The organism is Bdellovibrio sp. HCB274 (genome assembly GCF_047306075.1).
Lineage (GTDB): Bacteria > Bdellovibrionota > Bdellovibrionia > Bdellovibrionales > Bdellovibrionaceae > Bdellovibrio.
Genome location: NZ_CP178623.1, coordinates 3336575 through 3353221, shown reverse-complemented (window position 1 = coordinate 3353221; position 16647 = coordinate 3336575). Strand labels below are relative to the sequence as shown.

The 16647-nt window shown below is 47.6% G+C and carries 18 protein-coding genes; 12 read left to right on the top strand and 6 right to left on the bottom strand.

The genetic code is table 11. From position 1 onward, the window contains the following. Nucleotides 1–2: 2 nt before the first annotated feature. Together ACLWNV_RS16215 and ACLWNV_RS16210 are read right to left on the bottom strand one after the other, a co-directional pair. Nucleotides 3–956 carry an aldo/keto reductase family protein gene (locus ACLWNV_RS16215; RefSeq protein ID WP_413585484.1) on the bottom strand — a complete coding sequence of 318 codons (954 nt, stop codon included), beginning with the start codon at nucleotides 954–956 and terminating at the stop codon, nucleotides 3–5. Nucleotides 957–1009: 53 nt separating this feature from the next. Further along, entirely contained in the window at nucleotides 1010–1411 is a 402-nt protein-coding gene (locus tag ACLWNV_RS16210; RefSeq protein ID WP_413585483.1) for a hypothetical protein, read from the bottom strand. A 188-nt stretch (nucleotides 1412–1599) separates the two neighbouring features. On the opposite strand from ACLWNV_RS16210, the gene ung reads away from it, so the two are divergent. The 9 genes from ung (at nucleotide 1600) to ACLWNV_RS16165 (ending at nucleotide 10222) form a co-directional block, all read left to right on the top strand. After that, nucleotides 1600–2265, top strand: coding sequence for a uracil-DNA glycosylase (gene ung / locus ACLWNV_RS16205; RefSeq protein ID WP_413585482.1), 666 nt, complete (start codon nucleotides 1600–1602; stop codon nucleotides 2263–2265). Between the two features lie 41 nt (nucleotides 2266–2306). Beyond that, complete coding sequence (locus ACLWNV_RS16200) at nucleotides 2307–2723, top strand: hypothetical protein (RefSeq protein WP_413585481.1); 417 nt, start codon at nucleotides 2307–2309, stop codon at nucleotides 2721–2723. 7 nt (nucleotides 2724–2730) lie between these two features. Beyond that, complete coding sequence (locus tag ACLWNV_RS16195) at nucleotides 2731–3786, top strand: hypothetical protein (protein WP_413585480.1); 1056 nt, start codon at nucleotides 2731–2733, stop codon at nucleotides 3784–3786. After that, nucleotides 3779–4957 (top strand): 3-phosphoshikimate 1-carboxyvinyltransferase, encoded by a 1179-nt coding sequence (locus tag ACLWNV_RS16190; protein WP_413585479.1) that lies wholly within the window; start codon nucleotides 3779–3781, stop codon nucleotides 4955–4957. The genes ACLWNV_RS16195 and ACLWNV_RS16190 overlap by 8 nt, the downstream gene beginning before the upstream one ends. After that, the gene (locus ACLWNV_RS16185; protein WP_413585478.1) at nucleotides 4954–6813 is read left to right on the top strand and encodes a shikimate kinase; all 1860 of its coding nucleotides are present in this window, start codon (nucleotides 4954–4956) and stop codon (nucleotides 6811–6813) included. Before ACLWNV_RS16190 ends, ACLWNV_RS16185 begins: the two co-directional genes overlap by 4 nt. Beyond that, a complete protein-coding gene (gene aroC / locus ACLWNV_RS16180) occupies nucleotides 6810–7838 on the top strand; it encodes a chorismate synthase (RefSeq protein ID WP_413585477.1) in 1029 nt (342 codons plus the stop codon). The genes ACLWNV_RS16185 and aroC overlap by 4 nt, the downstream gene beginning before the upstream one ends. Before the next feature lie 46 nt (nucleotides 7839–7884). Further along, on the top strand, nucleotides 7885–8784 hold the full coding sequence (locus tag ACLWNV_RS16175) for a 1,4-dihydroxy-2-naphthoyl-CoA synthase (RefSeq protein WP_413585476.1): 900 nt from the start codon (nucleotides 7885–7887) through the stop codon (nucleotides 8782–8784). Between the two features lie 81 nt (nucleotides 8785–8865). After that, nucleotides 8866–9084, top strand: a complete 219-nt coding sequence (locus ACLWNV_RS16170; protein ID WP_413585475.1) for a hypothetical protein — start codon at nucleotides 8866–8868, stop codon at nucleotides 9082–9084. Between the two features lie 73 nt (nucleotides 9085–9157). After that, nucleotides 9158–10222, top strand: coding sequence for a branched-chain amino acid aminotransferase (locus ACLWNV_RS16165; protein WP_413585474.1), 1065 nt, complete (start codon nucleotides 9158–9160; stop codon nucleotides 10220–10222). A gap of 76 nt (nucleotides 10223–10298) precedes the next feature. Here ACLWNV_RS16165 and ACLWNV_RS16160 read toward each other — a convergent pair whose 3' ends face one another. From ACLWNV_RS16160 to aroF, 3 genes are all read right to left on the bottom strand, one after another. Further along, entirely contained in the window at nucleotides 10299–10733 is a 435-nt protein-coding gene (locus ACLWNV_RS16160) for a hypothetical protein (protein ID WP_413585473.1), read from the bottom strand. Between the two features lie 165 nt (nucleotides 10734–10898). After that, entirely contained in the window at nucleotides 10899–11621 is a 723-nt protein-coding gene (gene ubiE / locus ACLWNV_RS16155; protein ID WP_413585472.1) for a bifunctional demethylmenaquinone methyltransferase/2-methoxy-6-polyprenyl-1,4-benzoquinol methylase UbiE, read from the bottom strand. Further along, nucleotides 11611–12444 (bottom strand): 3-deoxy-7-phosphoheptulonate synthase, encoded by an 834-nt coding sequence (gene aroF, locus ACLWNV_RS16150; protein WP_413585471.1) that lies wholly within the window; start codon nucleotides 12442–12444, stop codon nucleotides 11611–11613. The genes ubiE and aroF overlap by 11 nt, the downstream gene beginning before the upstream one ends. A gap of 262 nt (nucleotides 12445–12706) precedes the next feature. On the opposite strand from aroF, the gene ACLWNV_RS16145 reads away from it, so the two are divergent. From ACLWNV_RS16145 to ACLWNV_RS16135, 3 genes are read left to right on the top strand one after another with little or no spacing between them, the layout of a single operon-like run. Further along, complete coding sequence (locus ACLWNV_RS16145; protein WP_413585470.1) at nucleotides 12707–13549, top strand: chorismate-binding protein; 843 nt, start codon at nucleotides 12707–12709, stop codon at nucleotides 13547–13549. Further along, nucleotides 13546–15117 (top strand): 2-succinyl-5-enolpyruvyl-6-hydroxy-3-cyclohexene-1-carboxylic-acid synthase, encoded by a 1572-nt coding sequence (gene menD / locus ACLWNV_RS16140; RefSeq protein WP_413585469.1) that lies wholly within the window; start codon nucleotides 13546–13548, stop codon nucleotides 15115–15117. The genes ACLWNV_RS16145 and menD overlap by 4 nt, the downstream gene beginning before the upstream one ends. Further along, nucleotides 15114–15866 (top strand): alpha/beta fold hydrolase, encoded by a 753-nt coding sequence (locus ACLWNV_RS16135; protein ID WP_413587646.1) that lies wholly within the window; start codon nucleotides 15114–15116, stop codon nucleotides 15864–15866. The genes menD and ACLWNV_RS16135 overlap by 4 nt, the downstream gene beginning before the upstream one ends. On the opposite strand, the gene ACLWNV_RS16130 is transcribed toward ACLWNV_RS16135, so the two are convergent. Next, complete coding sequence (locus ACLWNV_RS16130; RefSeq protein WP_413585468.1) at nucleotides 15849–16643, bottom strand: S1 family peptidase; 795 nt, start codon at nucleotides 16641–16643, stop codon at nucleotides 15849–15851. The genes ACLWNV_RS16135 and ACLWNV_RS16130 overlap by 18 nt on opposite strands. Nucleotides 16644–16647 lie beyond the last annotated feature (4 nt).

Below are 16647 nucleotides of genomic sequence, written 5' to 3'. Positions count from 1 at the left end.
CGTTATTGGAAAATACTTTTCAAATCCTTGTCGACTTCCGGAGTAATGTTGACCTTAAGGGCGCCCAGGTTCTCCTGCAATTGCTCCACGTTAGTGGCTCCTAAAATGACACTGCTCATTCCTGGTTGGGCAGCCACCCAAGCCAGAGCCAACTGCGTGCGCGAACATTCCAGGGCGTCGGAGATTTTCTTCATCTCTTTGACCCGCGAGATATTTTTTTCGGTGTACAGGGTGTCGCGCAGATTTTCCATTCTTGCAAGGCGGCCTTCGCTAATGCCTCCGTCATATTTTCCGGTCAGCAATCCCGAAGCCAGCGGTGACCAGGTGACCAATCCCATTCCGTGTTCGCGAGCTTTGGGTTGCGCGTTGGTTTCAAATTTTTCCCGGGCGATAAGGCTGTACTGCGGTTGTTCCACTTGTGGTTTGTAGTAACCGCGTTTATCACAAATATCCATGGCTTCCTGAATCTGTGCCGCTGTCCATTCGCTGGTGCCCCAATAAAGAATTTTGCCGTGATGAATCAGGTCATCCATGATGCGCACAGTTTCTTCAACCGGGGTTTCTTCGTCGTAGCGATGACAAAAATAGATGTCCAGATATTCTGTGCCGATACGTTGCAGACTTCTATTCACAGATTCCAGAATATGTTTTCGTGAAAGACCTCTATCATTGATGTTTTCACTCATCGGCCAAAATACTTTCGAAGAAATGACCAGTTCATGGCGGGGAAGTTCTTTAAGTGCCCCTCCCATCATGCGTTCTGCATCTCCTTTGGCGTAAACGTCTGCGATATCAAAGAAGTTCACGCCGGATTCATAAGCGTGATGAAGGATGCTGCGAATAGAGGTGAAGTCTTTTACGGAGCCACCGAAGGTGGTCCATCCTCCCAATGAAAAAGTCGAGAGCTTTAGGCCACAACGACCCATGTTGCGGTAAGACATGTTTTGATTGGACATAAAAAAACTCCCTTCAGAGGAGATCTTCCGTCTGAAGGGAGTGAGTGTAAAGCTTAGTGCAGGACAGGGGGCTGTAAGTAGTGGTTGATTTCAACCAAGCGATCCTGATGACTCACAACCGAGTCTTGGATCTCAACTAACTTCAACATGAGATTGTCTTTTGCCAGTTTGATCGCAAGAAAGATGTCACTATGGACTCCTTCCGCCTCAACCTTTGCATCACCTTCGGTGAGTACAATCGCAATGCGAAACAATTTACTCAAATCGCGACGATTGAATTCCTTGCCTTCCGTTTCATACTGAAGCGCGAGTTTTTTCGGATTTCGGGCCACGACTGTAACCACTGTTTCGGGAGTCACGAAGCCATCAAACTCGTTAATCATTTGATAGATAAACGACTTAACTTCCGGGTTTTCCTCAATAAGTTGAATGGTGGGATTTTGAAGGTTCGACATAGGCGGGCCTCCTTTTCCTAATATCAGTTTAACAATGGGGCTTAAATTTGTCTGGTCAAGATGGTGTCGGCATGAAAAATAATTTGAAAACCAATAGGTTTGATTTAGAATCGCAGTCCTAGACTATTGACGTGTGTCATTGTGAGACGGAATTTAAAATCGAAAAAACATCTGATATCAAAAACAAAATGAAGCTAGACCCGACCTGGAAAAACAGACTGCAGGAAGAACTCGAAAAAGACTCGATGAAAAAGCTAACTGCTTTTTTGGCGAAGGAGTCTGAAACAGGTAAAACAATTTACCCGCCAGGTGATGAATATTTTGCAGCTTTGAATTTGACGCCACTTGATAAGGTGAAAGTCGTCATCGTGGGCCAAGATCCTTATCATGGCCCTGGCCAGGCTCATGGGTTGTGCTTTTCGGTGCGTGAAGGTGTGCGTTTTCCTCCTTCTTTATTGAATATCTTTAAAGAACTTAAAAGTGACATGGGTATTGAAATTCCAAATAGCGGTTCCTTGACCAAATGGGCCGAGCACGGAGTGTTGTTGTTGAATGCAGTTTTAACAGTGGAAGACGGCAAAGCGGCCGCACATGCTGGAAAAGGCTGGGAACAGTTTACCGACAAGATTATCCACATTTTGAACGAAGAGCGCGAAAATCTGGTTTTCATTTTGTGGGGCGCTTACGCCCAGAAGAAAGCGGCATTCGTGGATCGCAAAAAACACTTTGTGATCGAGTCCGTACATCCGTCGCCACTGTCGGCACATCGCGGCTTTTTTGGAACAAAGCCTTTCTCAAAAACCAATGAGTATCTGAAGTCCAAAGGCAAAGAGCCTGTGGACTGGAGCCTCTAGGGCATGTAAACTGGTCTCCTTGAAATACAAGGAGACCGTCTATGAAATCTGTTATCGCACTTTTTATCGTTCTTGCTTCTTTCCAGCCGGCATTTGCAACGACTACTGAAGAGGTAAAACAAAAAACTTCTGACGCTGCTGCCTCGGCGATGAATTACTCCAAAGAGCAAAAAGACGCTTTCCAAAAAGAGATGGAAGCAAATCTTGCGGAAATGAAAAACGAGATCAACGCTCTTAAAAAAGCCGCTGCGGAAAAATCCGGCGATGCTAAAAAAGAGATGAACGGTCAAATCAACAATCTTGAGAAAAAACAAGCAACCATGTCCAAGGATCTGGCTCAGCTTAAGAAAAGTTCCGGCAAAGCCTGGGGCCACATGAAAGATGGCATGAGCAAAGCTTGGGATTCAATTTCTGATTCTTATTCCAAAGCCAAAGCTGAATACGCAGAGCAAAAGTAATTATTAGATGAACGCACTTAGCACTCTTGTTTTTACAAATGAACTTCCTCCGGCAAAAAAGCTGGGGGAGGAACTGCTGCTGATCTACGATCAGATTCTGGCGCAAAAATCCCCGGTCTTTAAAAAATGGTCTCAGTCCATCGCATTAAAATATGCGGTGAAAGCTGGCGAGCATCTGAAAGACATTGAAAAGTTCCCTGGTCATATCAAAGCGATCACCAAGCTGACAGAACAGACTTCTGTTAAGAAGTTAACTGTGGTCGTTGTGGGCGGTGGCAGTGTCGGGGATTTTGGCGGGTTTGTGGCAAGTGTGTTAAAGCGCGGCGTGCGCCTGATTCATATTCCCAGCACGTGGCTTGCAGCTATCGATTCCGCCCATGGTGGCAAGACGGCATTGAATGTGGGTGGAGCAAAAAATCAGATCGGTACGTTCCATCCTGCAGATCAGATTTTGATGGTGCGTTCGGTTTTGATGGCTCAGCCAGAGGCCCGTGCCTTTGAAGGTTTTGGCGAATTAGTCAAAATTGCATTGATTCAGGGTGGAAAACTTTGGGCGGATTTGGCTAAAGAAAAACAGGTGAACTCGAAAGTTCTGTGGAAGCACTTGCAAGCCGCTGTTCAAGCTAAATACAAAGTGGTCGCCAAAGATCCTCACGAGAAAAAAGGCATCCGCCATGTTTTGAACCTGGGGCATACTGTGGGACATGTTCTGGAAAGCTATTATGAGCTGCCTCATGGGATTGCGATTAACTATGGTTTAGACTTTGCTTTGCGTTTCAGTGTGCAAATGAAAATCATGAAACCAGCGGAACTGAATCGCATTTACAATGAGCCCGTGATGGGATTTCTGTTGTCACCTTTAAGAGACGATTTGATTTCCGTGAAAAGCAGTGACCTGAATGAATATCGTCGCCTGCTATTAAACGATAAAAAGAAAACCAAAGCCGCGACATTGCGCTTCGTATTTGTGGCAAAACCCGGTAAGACGGTCATCAAGGAAGTTTCGGTGGACGATCTGCTGATTGAATTGTGCCGCCAGCGTGAAGAGGAGCTCCATGGCTGAGTTCCTTTTTCAAGGCAGCATTCCCAGTTCTAAATCTGTCTTCAATCGTGCATTGATCGTGCAAAGCTATTTTCCGGTTCTGGATCTACATGGCTTTGCCGGTTGTGATGACGTGCGCTTTATGCGCGAAGGTCTTAAAGGAATTAAAGAGCGCAGCCGCATAGATTGTGGTGAGGGCGGAACGACTTTTCGATTTATGGCATTACGAGCTTCGCGCGTGCGGGGTGTGCATGTTCTTAAAGGTTCTTCAAGATTGATGTCCCGTCCACAGCAGGGACTGATCGATTTGCTGAAGGAGCTTGGTGTCCAGGCGCAAATCAAAAAGAACGAAATGCATATCGTCAGCGAAGGCTGGAAGAAATTTAAGAATCATGTGGTGAAAGTCGATACGTCAGAGTCATCGCAATATGCCTCGGCCCTGATTTTGAATTCATGGTTGTTGGATTTTGATTTGGAATTCCAGCTGGTGGGCAGCAAAGTTTCTGAAAGTTACTTCCTATTGACCCTCGAGATGCTGAAGGGCATGGGTTTAAGAATTAAACAATCGGCCACGGGCTTTTTGGTTCCCATGGGGCAGCGCCTGGAAAAGCTGTCTTACGAAGTGGAAGCGGACATGAGTTCCATGTTCACCATGGCCTCTGCCGGAGTTCTTGCGGGAACCTCCATCATCGAAAATTTTCCGGAACACACTGAGCAGCCCGATAAAGTCTTTGTCGAGATCTTTAAAAAAATGGGCGCCATGGTAGAGCGCGACGGCAAGACGCTAACAGTGAAAAAGCCTGCGAAACTAAAGGCTGTGGATTGGAACTTGTTCCAGTGCCCTGATCTGTTTCCGGCTCTGGCCGTGGTTTGCAGCTTTGCCGAAGGGACTTCCAAGTTGTTTGGCGCGCCTCACTTGGTTGCGAAAGAATCCAATCGCATAGCCAAGGTTGCGGACCTTTTCAATCTGTTGGGTATTCAGCATGAAGTTCTTGAGGATGGCATGATCATTCATGGTAATCCCAAGCAGGCTTTAAAAAAGAATATCGTCTTTAATCCTGACGAAGATCATCGCATGGTAATGGCAGCTGTTTTGATGAAGCTGATGGGGCAGGGAATTCAGATCGAACATCCCGAAGCAATCAATAAAAGCTTTCCAGAATTCTGGGGCATGATTGGAATTAAACCATGATCACACTGATAATCGGGCATCGTGGCACGGGTAAAACTGAATTGCTCAAACGCATGCAGCTAACCTTGCAAAGTCCCGATGTCGCCTATCTGGATCTTGATGATGAGATCGAAAAACGCATTGGCAAAACCATTCGTGAGTTGTTTCTGGAGCACGGAGAAGCTTATTTCCGTGATATGGAACGACAGATATTTCTGGAGGTTTTGCAAAAACCTTATCGCGATATTTTTTTGGTTTTGGGTGCGGGTTTCGATGTCACCATCATTTCCTCCTACGCTGAAGCTTCGGCGGACAGGCCCGCGCAGGAGGTGAAAGTCCTGTGGGTAAAGAGGCAGACGGATTTGGATGGACGGATTTTTTTGAATCGTCCGCGCCTGGATCCTGACATGTCTCCGTTGCAGGAGTACATCAAGCGTGCCAGTCCCCGCGAAGTGCGCTATCAGGAAGTGGCTGACGAAGTGTATTTGATGCCCGAGGGGATTTTTGAGCATCACCATCAGGTTCTGGGTTTGGAAAGACAGATTCTTTCCGGTCAGCTGCAAAACATTTCCGGTGGGATGACGATTGAGCCGTCCGTATTTAAAAAACCGCACCGCTTGGAACTTTTTAAAAAGCGCTATGCTGGCCGCGGTGTCGACTACTTCGAATTGCGCGATGATTATTTAAGTGAAGAACATATTCTGCATTTTATCCAGGAGATGCCAGGCGAGAAATTCATTTTCTCTTTCCGCATGGCAAAAGATCGGGGCGAATGGTGGAATTCTGAAAACGCTCAATTCATCTTACAGAACGCTTCCTGGATCGACTGGCCTTTGGAGTTAGGCGTACCCGCTGAAGTTTTAGAGCGGATTCCAAAAGAGAAGATCATTGTTTCAGCACACGAAAGCGTTCACCTTTTCGATTTACAAAAGCTTGAAAACGAAGTCGGTCATTTAAAATTCGCACCGGCGATCGAAAGTTACACAGATCTTTTACGCCTGCATAAATGGCAGCAGGAACAACCTTCCAATCGCAGCTTCTTACCCCGATCTAATGATGGTCGTTGGGGCTGGTATCGCCTTTTGCAAAAAGGGCGACAGCTCATCAACTTCTGGCGCGAAGGTCAGGGCAGTGCCGGTGATCAGCCCAGCTTGTTTCATTGGATGAGCACGGAATCCCAGGTCAGAAATTTTGCCGCGGTCCTGGGTGATCCCGTCGCGCACAGCTTTACTCCGGTAGAGCATTCTGACTTTTTTGCTTCCCGGCATCTTCCGGTTTTTGCTATTCGTATACCTCGCGAGGAATGGGATGTTGCCATGCCAGTTCTCCAGGAGCTGGGTTTGCAATATGCGGCAGTGACTTCACCTCATAAAGAACGAGCAGCACGCTGGTGTTTTCACCCGACTCTGCCAGCCGTGAATACTTTGTACTTTGATAAGAAAACTTCGAAATGGTTGGGCACCTCTACCGACGAAGCGGGTTTCGTGGAATTGATCGAAGGTGTCGGAATGCTTGCACCACTGCAAAAAGAAATCGCCGTATGGGGTGGTGGTGGAACCTTATCGATGATCGAAAAAGTTCTGCCTCATGCAAGCTACTATTCTGCAAGAACCGGCGACTTGCGCGAAGGTTCAGAGTCTGCTGAAGGAGTGTCTCCGAAGGTGGTAATCTGGGCGGCTCCTCGTATGGAGGATACTTACATGCCGCCGGCGGACTGGAAGCCTGCAATGATTTTTGATTTAAATTATAAAGAAGACTCTGTCGGGCGCGAGTACGCCCAGCAGGCCCGCGCCAATTATGAATCGGGTCTGAAAATGTTTGTGGCGCAAGCCCAACAACAACGAATGTTCTGGAAACAGTGCGAGGAAAAATCATGAGTTCAGCAAATCAATTCGGTTCTCGTTTCACGATGACGTCATTTGGTGAAAGTCATGGCACGGCACTGGGTGTGCTGATTGATGGCTGTCCTGCCGGTGTTCATTTTGATTCGGCTGTTTTAACCAAAGAACTTGAAAGACGCAGACCTGGTCATCATGGTTCAGGGCAAATCGTCTCGGGCCGCCAGGAAACGGATCAGGCAGAAATTCTTAGCGGCGTCTTTGACGGAAAAACTTTAGGCACTCCGATTGCGATCATCGTGCGCAATCAGGACGCGCGTTCTCAGGATTACGAAAAGATTCAAAAAGCCCCGCGCGCTGGACACGCAGATGATATGTGGAAGAACAAGTTCGGTCACAGTGATCATCGCGGTGGCGGTCGTTCCTCGGGACGAGAAACAGTTTCCCGCGTTATGGCCGGTGCGGTCGCAAAAATGATGATGAATGAAGTCAGCTCCCGCACAAAAGTGATCGGCTACGCTTCGCAAATCGGCCCTATCGCTCTTCCCGATGCAGATCGCAAAAATGTTAAGAACGTGGATGTCGATTCCTTTCAGGCAAGATTTCCATCCAAAGACGACCAGCAGGTAGCGGATCTTTTAAAGAAAGCTCAGGAAAGCGGGGACAGCTTCGGTGGGATCGCAGAGATTTTGATTCAAGCTCCGCCGTCGTCCCTGGGGCAGCCGGTATTTCATAAATTAAAGTCAGATCTGGCCATGGCCTTCATGAGTGTAGGTGCTGCAAACGGGTTTGAACTGGGTTTGGGTTTTGATTCCGCACAAGTTCCGGGGACGGAATTTCATCAAGGCGGCCAAGACGTGTACGGTGGAATCCGTGGCGGTATTTCGACAGGCGAGGATATCTTGCTTAGAGTTTCCTTCAAACCCACCAGCTCTATTTTGGACGTGGCAAAGAAGGGCCGTCACGATCCCTGCATCGTCACCCGCGCAATCCCAGTCCTGGAGGCCATGACATGGCTGGTATTGGCAGACCATTACCTGTGGGCTAAAACAGATAAATTATAAAAACGCACCGCACCCCAAAAGGTACGGCGTACCTTTTGGGAGAGTTATGGTTTCTGATATTTTCACACCGGAATGGTGGACGGAAGTTCCTGGTTTTAATTTTAAAGATATTACTTATCATCGCGCGAAAGATCAGGGCACGGTTCGCATTGCTTTCAACCGTCCTGAAGTGCGCAACGCTTTCCGCCCGCAAACGGTCGATGAACTTTACATCGCACTTGAGCACGCACGCGTAACTCCTGACGTGGGTGTTGTTTTGATTACAGGTAACGGTCCTTCACCGAAAGATGCCGGTTGGGCATTCTGTTCTGGTGGTGACCAGCGCATTCGCGGCAAAGACGGCTACAAATACGAAGACAAAGAAGCTGCTGGTAAAGCAGATCTTGCTCGCCTGGGTCGCTTGCACATCCTGGAAGTTCAACGCTTGATTCGCTTTATGCCGAAAATCGTGGTCGCCGTGGTTCCTGGTTGGGCCGTGGGTGGCGGGCATTCACTTCATGTGGTCTGTGATCTGACTTTGGCCAGCAAGGAACACGCGATCTTTAAGCAAACAGATCCTGACGTTGCAAGTTTCGACAGCGGTTACGGTTCTGCATATCTTGCGCGCATGGTGGGACAAAAACGTGCCCGTGAAATTTTCTTCCTGGGTCGCAATTACTCTGCACAAGAGGCGTTCGAGATGGGAATGGTCAATGCGGTTATTCCTCATAAGGACCTTGAAAAAGTTGCTTTGGAGTGGGCTGCGGAAATGAATACGAAAAGTCCAACTGCCATGCGCATGTTGAAATTCGGCTTTAACATGATCGATGATGGTCTGGTGGGGCAGCAATTATTTGCAGGCGAGGCGACCAGACTGGCTTACGGTACTGAAGAAGCAGTCGAAGGCCGCGGAGCTTTCGTCGAGAAACGGGAACGCGACTTCTCTAAATTCCCTTGGCATTATTAAAAGTGAGCAAGCCCCTCGGGGCTAGCAAATTACAGGTCTAATTAAGTACAAATTCTTATTTAGTGGGAGGAGAATAAAGCCATGAAACGGCGTTATCTTCTCCTTCTTTTTATGGCGCTTTTTATCTCGGGTTGCCCAACCCGGGAACAGCCAAAAATTCCTCCGCCAAAACCTCCAGAACCTCAAACAGAAACAAAAGATTCTCAAAATGTGGGTTTGAATCATCGTCAGTTGGACCAACTGGGCGGGATGGCTCCATTAGTGGGACCTGGCGTCTATTTCTTAGTGATGCTCGCATAGAAAAAACTGCCGAAACCGGCAATCAAGGACAGTGCAGTTTGACCCGTGGAGTGAAATTAGGTACCACTTTTTCATGACAAATATTTCTACTACGCTAGTTAAGTCCCCGAAGTCTCTTCCACCGTCTGATCAACTTGGTTTTGGTCAATACTTCACCGATCACATGTTTGTGGCGAAGTATGCAGAAGGTAAGGGATGGTATGAGGCTTCGATCGTGCCTTATGGTCCTCTTTCCGTGGATCCGGGAGCTTCCGTTTTGCATTATGGTCAGGCGTTGTTTGAAGGAATGAAAGCCTTCCGTCAAAACGACGGCCGTGTGGTTTTCTTCCGTCCTGAGTTCAATTACACCCGTTTGGCAGAGGGCGCAGAACGTATGTGTCTGGAAGCTCCTCCCATGGAACTTTTCATGCAGGGTCTGCATGAGCTGACAAAAGTGGACGAGCGCTGGATTCCTCACCAAAAAGGGACTTCTCTTTATATCCGTCCTACACTGATCGGAACGGAAGCGTTCCTGGGTGTTAGACCATCCAAGGAAACAACATTCTTCATCTTGCTTTCGCCAGTGGGTTCTTATTATGCAGAGGGCGCTAAGCCCGTAAAAATCTGGACAGAGGAAAGATACCTTCGCGCAGCTCCAGGTGGCCTGGGTTCTGTGAAAGCAGGGGCGAACTATGCTTCCAGCCTGAAAGCCGCTTTAGAGGCGAAACAAAAGGGCTACGCACAGGTGTTGTGGTTGGACGTGGAACGTTTGGGTATTGAAGAAGTGGGAACAATGAACGCCTTCTTCGTATTCAATAATGAAATCGTAACTCCCGCGTTGAACGGCAGTATCCTTTCCGGCGGAACTCGTGATGCTATCATCCAGGTTTTGAAAAAGAAAAATCTTCCAATCGTTGAAAGACGTATCACCATCGTAGAAGTGATCGAACGCCTTGCAAAAGGGGAGCTGAAAGAAGCCTTCGGTACCGGAACAGCGGCAGTGATCTCTCCGATCGGCGTGATTCACTACAACGAGAAAGACTGGACGATTAATAACAACGAAACCGGTCCTTTGAGTTCAGAGCTTTACAACGAAATCACTGGAATTCAGCAGGGAACAATTCCGGATTCAATGAACTGGATTTCCCCTCTTACCTAAACATTCAGTGTTCTGAATAAAAAAAGGCTGAGTTGAAACTCAGCCTTTTTTATTTTCGCCTATTCAGTTTTTAAAATTACAGAATCGCGTTTTCAGCAATCGGCGGTTGTCCCGTGATGCATTTGATGTACTTAGGATTGATCACAAGATTCTTCTTACCGTTGAACCAGCGGATCTCAACACGCTCCTGTGTTTCCATATGAGTGTAAGTCGCGTGATCACCGTACATCACCATGTCGGGAGTGCGCAGGTCTTCATAGGATTTTACAGCCAGCATGATTTCTTTATTATCAAGATCGCCCACGACCATGTGACCGCTTAGATCATTCACGATGTGACCTTCTTTTTGGCCTTGTGCCAGCATGGCATCGAAAGCTTTTTCCAATTTAGCAAATTCAGCAGAGTTATGAACAACCCAACCCTCAGCCTGATAGTCTTCAGCAGAGGGGCAAATCTCACTCGCAAGAGATACGGAACCAGTAAACATTAAAGCGGCGATAATCCATTTCATCTCGGACTCCTTTTAAAGTGGGACTACTTTTTATCTAACTGGAGTCAGAGTCAAATTTTACTGTCTATTGAAAACAAAATAAAAAAGGCGTTCCCGGGGAAACGCCTTTTGGTACTGGTTTTTATGTGATGCGTGAAGGACTACTTAACCGGCTTATTTTGTCACTTATTTAACAGTGCCTTTGTAGATGTACGCGATACCGCCCGTAAGAGTCATGTATTCGCATTTAGAGAAAGCACCTGTCTCATTCATCATCGCAACAAATTCATCGCGGCATGGGAATGCAGCAGAAGATTTTTGCAGATACTCGTAAGCATCTTTTTGACCTGTCACCAAGCCGCCGATTTTAGGAAGGATGTTTTGAGAGTAGAAGTTGTAAAGAGCCCCGAACACCGGGATGTTCACTTGGCCGAACTCCAGGATCATCACCTGACCACCAGATCTGGTAACACGCGCCATTTCAGCCAAACCTTTTACCGGATTGCCAACGTTGCGAATACCAAAAGAGATCGAAGAGATATCAAAGGAATTATCAGCGTAATTAAGCTGAGTTACGTCAGCCTGTTCAAACTTGATATCAAGGCCACGGTTCGCAGCTTTGCCTGGTGCCGGGATCAGCATCTCAGCACAGAAATCTGTGCCTGTTACCTGTCCTGCAGAGCCCACAGTTTGTTTGAATTCGATAGCCAGGTCGCCAGTTCCTGTTGCGCAATCCAAAACTCTGTCGCCCAGTTTTGCGCCGGAAAATTTAACCAGTTTTTTTCTCCACAAGTGGTGAACACCCATGGAAAGCACATTGTTTCCTTTGTCATAGTTTGCAGCCACTTTAGAGAACATGCTGCGAATGATTTCAGGATTTGGAGAGTGTTTTTGATTCTCAGTGTGCATGTGCTGTCACCTTGTGAAGAGGACGGTCGATAGCGACCAGGATTCTTTCAAGTTTTCTCATCATCATTTCGAAGTCCTGCAAAGTCAGGGCTTGCATACCATCAGAAAGTGCTTCTGCTGGACGAGGATGAACTTCCACGATGATACCGTCAGCGCCCACAGCCGCAGCTGCGTAAGCCAAATCCGGAACCAACGCGCGAATACCCACTGCATGAGAAGGATCCACGATAACTGGAAGGTTTGTGTTTTTCTTGGCAAACGCCACAGCGTTCAAATCCAAAGTGTTGCGAGTCGCTGTTTCGAAAGTACGGATACCACGTTCACAAAGGATCACATTGTTGTTACCCGCTTTGATCACGTATTCAGAGGCTTTAACCCATTCTTCGATGTAAGCAGCCAGACCACGTTTTAAAAGAACCGGCTTCTTTTGACGTCCCAACTCTTTCAAAAGTTCGTAGTTCTGCATAGAGCGAGAACCTACTTGGAAGCACTCCACAAGGTCATAAACTTCTTCGATTTGACGGATGTCAGTGACTTCGGAGATCAAGCTCATGTTGAGCTGTTTGCAAACGTCTTTCACGATGTCGAAAGATGAATTTCCCAAACCCTGGAAGGCTGTTGGGGACGTGCGCATTTTCCAGATTCCGCCGCGAAGCAAGTGCGCGCCAGAAGCCTTAACACCAGAAGCTGTTTCTAGAAATTGAGCGTGGCTTTCGATAGAGCACGGACCGGCGATGACCGTGAATTCGGGACCCCCAATATTAAACCCGCCAACATTGACGATTTGGGTTGAGGGACTTGTTTGCATAGTTTGGATTTCCATATTACGAACTCTCACTGTGGATCGGAAACATAACATATCGCCTCTAGGCATTACAAACTTTTTGGACTCGGGGGCCCTCTTGCGGCACAAGGGGCAATGGACTCTAATTCAGGGCCCTTTTAGCCGTGTAAAAACTCCCAATAGTTCAGAGATATCAGTATTTTGCCCTGATTTCTATGAGCAGGATTCGCACCCCCTGTGGTGGGGAACGGCTCAGTTCACTCTCAGTACCCCTGAATTACAGTCTCTCCTTGAAAACCAATTGTCCGAAAACCCGCGTCCCGATGGGCCCCTAAGTAAGGCCGAGTGGCAGGAGCCTTCCGAAAACGATTTCCAAACGGACCTCAGTGAAATCCAAAAAAGAATCTCCAATCACCAGATTCAAAAAGCGGTTCCGGTGGTGTTTGCCCGTTCAAAACAAACGGTCAGTGCAGGCGAGCGGGCGCAGATGATTCTGAATCTTCTGTCGGCTCCGGAAACTTTGTACGTCTTTGGCTTTTGGCAGAACGGACAGGGTGTGTTGGGGGCGACGCCGGAAGTGTTGTTTGATTATGATCATGGTTTGCTGCAAACAATGGCTTTGGCGGGAACCTGCCCGAAAAGCGAAAAGGCGGAACGTGCCTCTTTGCTTCTTGATGAAAAGGAAATGCAAGAGCATCATTTCGTGGTTGAGGATATCACAAAGCGTTTAAATCAGTGGGGAGAAGTGCAAAGTCACGGACCCACGATTTTGGAATTGCCGATGTTGTATCACCTGAAAACTGATTTTCAGGTTCACTGCAAGGTGAAACCGGATTTTCGTGAACTGGTGATGCAGTTGCATCCGACACCGGCCTTGGGAGTTGCTCCCAGAGCAGCCGGTTACAAATGGATGCAGGAGCTGCCAGGACAAGAGGGGCGTCGGGGCTTTGGCGGCCCGATCGCTTTTTTGGGTGCTGACGTGGCTGTGTGTCTGGTTGCGATTCGCAATTTGCAGTGGGATCAGAACGAATCTATGATTGGATCCGGCTGTGGCGTGGTTGCAGCCAGTGAATTTTCCAGAGAGTGGCGGGAGCTTTTTCAAAAGCGCCTGTCGGTAAGAAAGATTTTGGGGCTTAAAGTATGACGAACATGGAATTGGCAGCAAAAGTAATTCAGGAGCTGGTGGATACGGGAGTCCGTGAATTCATCCTCTGCGCCGGTGCCCGCAACAGTCCTCTGGTTCACATTCTGGATGAAAACAAAAATCTTAAAGTGTATTCCTTTTTTGAAGAGCGCTCGGCAGCTTTTTTTGCCTTGGGCCGCATCGCAGGGTATCGTCGTCCCGTTGCTATTTTCACCACCTCCGGAACTGCCGTGGCGGAACTTTTGCCAGCAGCGGTTGAGGGGACGTATTCTTCATTGCCATTGATTATGGTGACTGCAGACCGTCCAAAACGTTATCGCGGTTCAGGTGCTCCCCAGGCGATCGAGCAAGTCGGGATTTTTTCTTACTACAACGAAGTAGCATTGGATATCGATGCGGAAAATTCGCATCTGTCTTTCAAAAGCCTGTCCTGGAAAAAACCAATTCACGTGAATGTTTGTTTTGAAGAGCCGTTGATTGACGGGCCTGTGCCGCAAATCAGAGTTCCCGCTTCCAGTGAACGAACCAAACTTCCTGGCCAGCTTCCTATGGGAATGTTGAAGCAACTGGAAGATTTTCTAAACACCCGCAAGCCCCTGGTTTTGGTCGGTATCCTGCCAGAGAAAGCTTACGGGACAGTTCTGGATTTCTTAAAGCAATACAAAGCACCACTTTATGCTGAAGGCATTTCAAGTCTTCGTGGTCATCCGGATCTTAAAGATTTACAAATCCGTTCCGGCGAACAAATGATCCATCGCCTGCTAAAGTCCGGCGCATGTGATTCTATTTTACGAATTGGCGGAGTGCCGACAGTGCGCTTGTGGCGTGATCTTGAAGATCGCTATCGTGATCTGCCTGTGTTTTCGGTGGCCTTTAATCACTACACAGGATTAAGTCGTCCCGTGGATCACTGTCCATCGCTGGATCTTTTAAGCCAGGTTGAGTTTTCATCAGTACATCGTGAAAACGTGCAGATCGCGGCGGAAGATAACTCCCGCACCGAACAAATGAAGGTGTTGCTGGAGAAGTATCCAAAGTCCGAGCAAGGCATGATCTATGCGGCCTCTAAATTCATGAAGGGACATTCAGTCTATTTGGGGAATTCACTGCCGATTCGTGAATGGGATTCTTGTGCGGATCTTGACAGTGCGCCACTTCGCGTGGCCGCAAATCGTGGAGCAAATGGTATAGACGGACAGATCTCTACCTTCCTGGGATGGGCTCATACAGATACACCGAACTGGTGTCTGGTCGGGGATTTGACGGCGATGTACGATCTTTCCTCGCTGTGGGCGACCAATCAGCTAGAAGCGCAAAAATTACGAGTAGTTGTCATCAATAATGGCGGGGGCCAAATCTTCTCACGCATGTTCAAGAAAGAGATTTTCGTAAATAAACACGAAATTTCCTTCGAATCATGGGCAAAAATGTGGAATTGGTCGTATCAAAAGTGGCATACTGTTCCCAAGAGTTTGGAACTGGATAATCTGCAAATTATTGAGATGGTCCCTGATTGGAATGAGACCCAGCAGTTTTGGAAGGAATTGGAAACGATTTGGAAAGAGTGAATCTGTTTTTGTTGCACGGTTTTTTGGGCAGACCCTCAGATTGGGAAGCAGTAAAGGCTTCCTTGCCGCCGGTTACAAACTTACGCATTTATACTCCTGATTATTTCAAAGACGAAGAGCTGACTTCCGTGCACAGCTTCGACAAATGGGCCGAGAATTTTAACGACTGGGCCCACGATGAAACCAAGGGCACTGGTAAAAACATTTTAGTCGGTTACTCCCTGGGTGGCCGTTTGGCTTTGCAGGCCTTGGCGCAAAATCCAACGCAGTGGCACAAAGCTTTATTTATTTCCACGAATCCCGGCTTTAACGACAATCACAAACATTTCGATCCAAGCTCTGAACAGCGCAGACAGCGCTGGTTAAGTGATTCCTATTGGGCGGAAGAGTTTTTGAAAGCCCCCTGGGACATGGTGATGCGCAACTGGAATGCGCAGCCGGTGTTTGGTGGCGGCAGTGAACCGATGCGCCTGGAAAAAGACTATAACCGTGAAAACCTAAGTTTAGCCCTGACCCGCTGGTCACTGGCTGAACAACAAAACATGCGCAATCTTTTAACTGCGCTTAAGCAAAAAGTTTTGTGGCTGGTCGGCGAAAAAGACGAAAAGTTTGTTTCAATGTCCCATGAGTTGGAACATGAAACAGGTCTTGAAATTGAGATCGCGCAGGACTCTTCGCATCGCGTGTTGTTCGATCGTCCGCGCGAAATTTCTGAACTTATCAAAAATATTTTATCTCAACTGAAGTGATTTTTCCCTGATCCAGGGTAAGTAATACGGAATCGACAGATAGTAAGAATAGGCAGAACACTGATCTTTTGGTCGTTGTGACCAATAGACTCCGCCGATTACTCCCATCAGATGATAGACGCCTTTGATTTTCACGAAAGCAGCCCCGCCGGAATCACCAAAGCAAACGCCCTTGCCGGATAAGTGCTTGGAAGCGAATACTTTTTTATTCGAAAAAACACTGAAGATCGTCATCGGAACTTTACGCAGGCGACCTGTGGAATTTCCGATACCATCCATGCCTGTGGTGCTGCCATAGCCAAACGCGGTGAATGTGCCATTTTCTTTGGTGTAAGTCGTGTCTTTCACCAGTGGCGCAGGTTTGAAACCATCAGGCAGGGAGCCTGAAAAAGAAATCAATGCGATATCGTCGCGATCAAAGTTGCTTTGTGCTCCCGCAAATCCAGAATGCTTAATGACGGCGCGACCGGCGCGGATTTCCATATTGCCGTCGTGCCAGTCCAGACCAAATCCAATTTCCAAAGGATAGCCGGGATTTGAAATACAGTGAGCAGCAGTCAGAATCAGATTAGGTGCGATGATTGTTCCGGTGCAGACAGTTTTTGTGGCAGGCACAAAAATGTGGGCCATGTGTTTTCCCAGGGAATCAAAGCGTGTGACTTTGGTTCCTCCGGCAATTTCCTCGACCGTGTCGTCGACGACGGATTTAGTTAGGGAGTGTTCCGGCTGGCAGGCCGTCAGCAGAGTTAAGCTTAGTAACAGCACGAGTTTTTTCATCGCT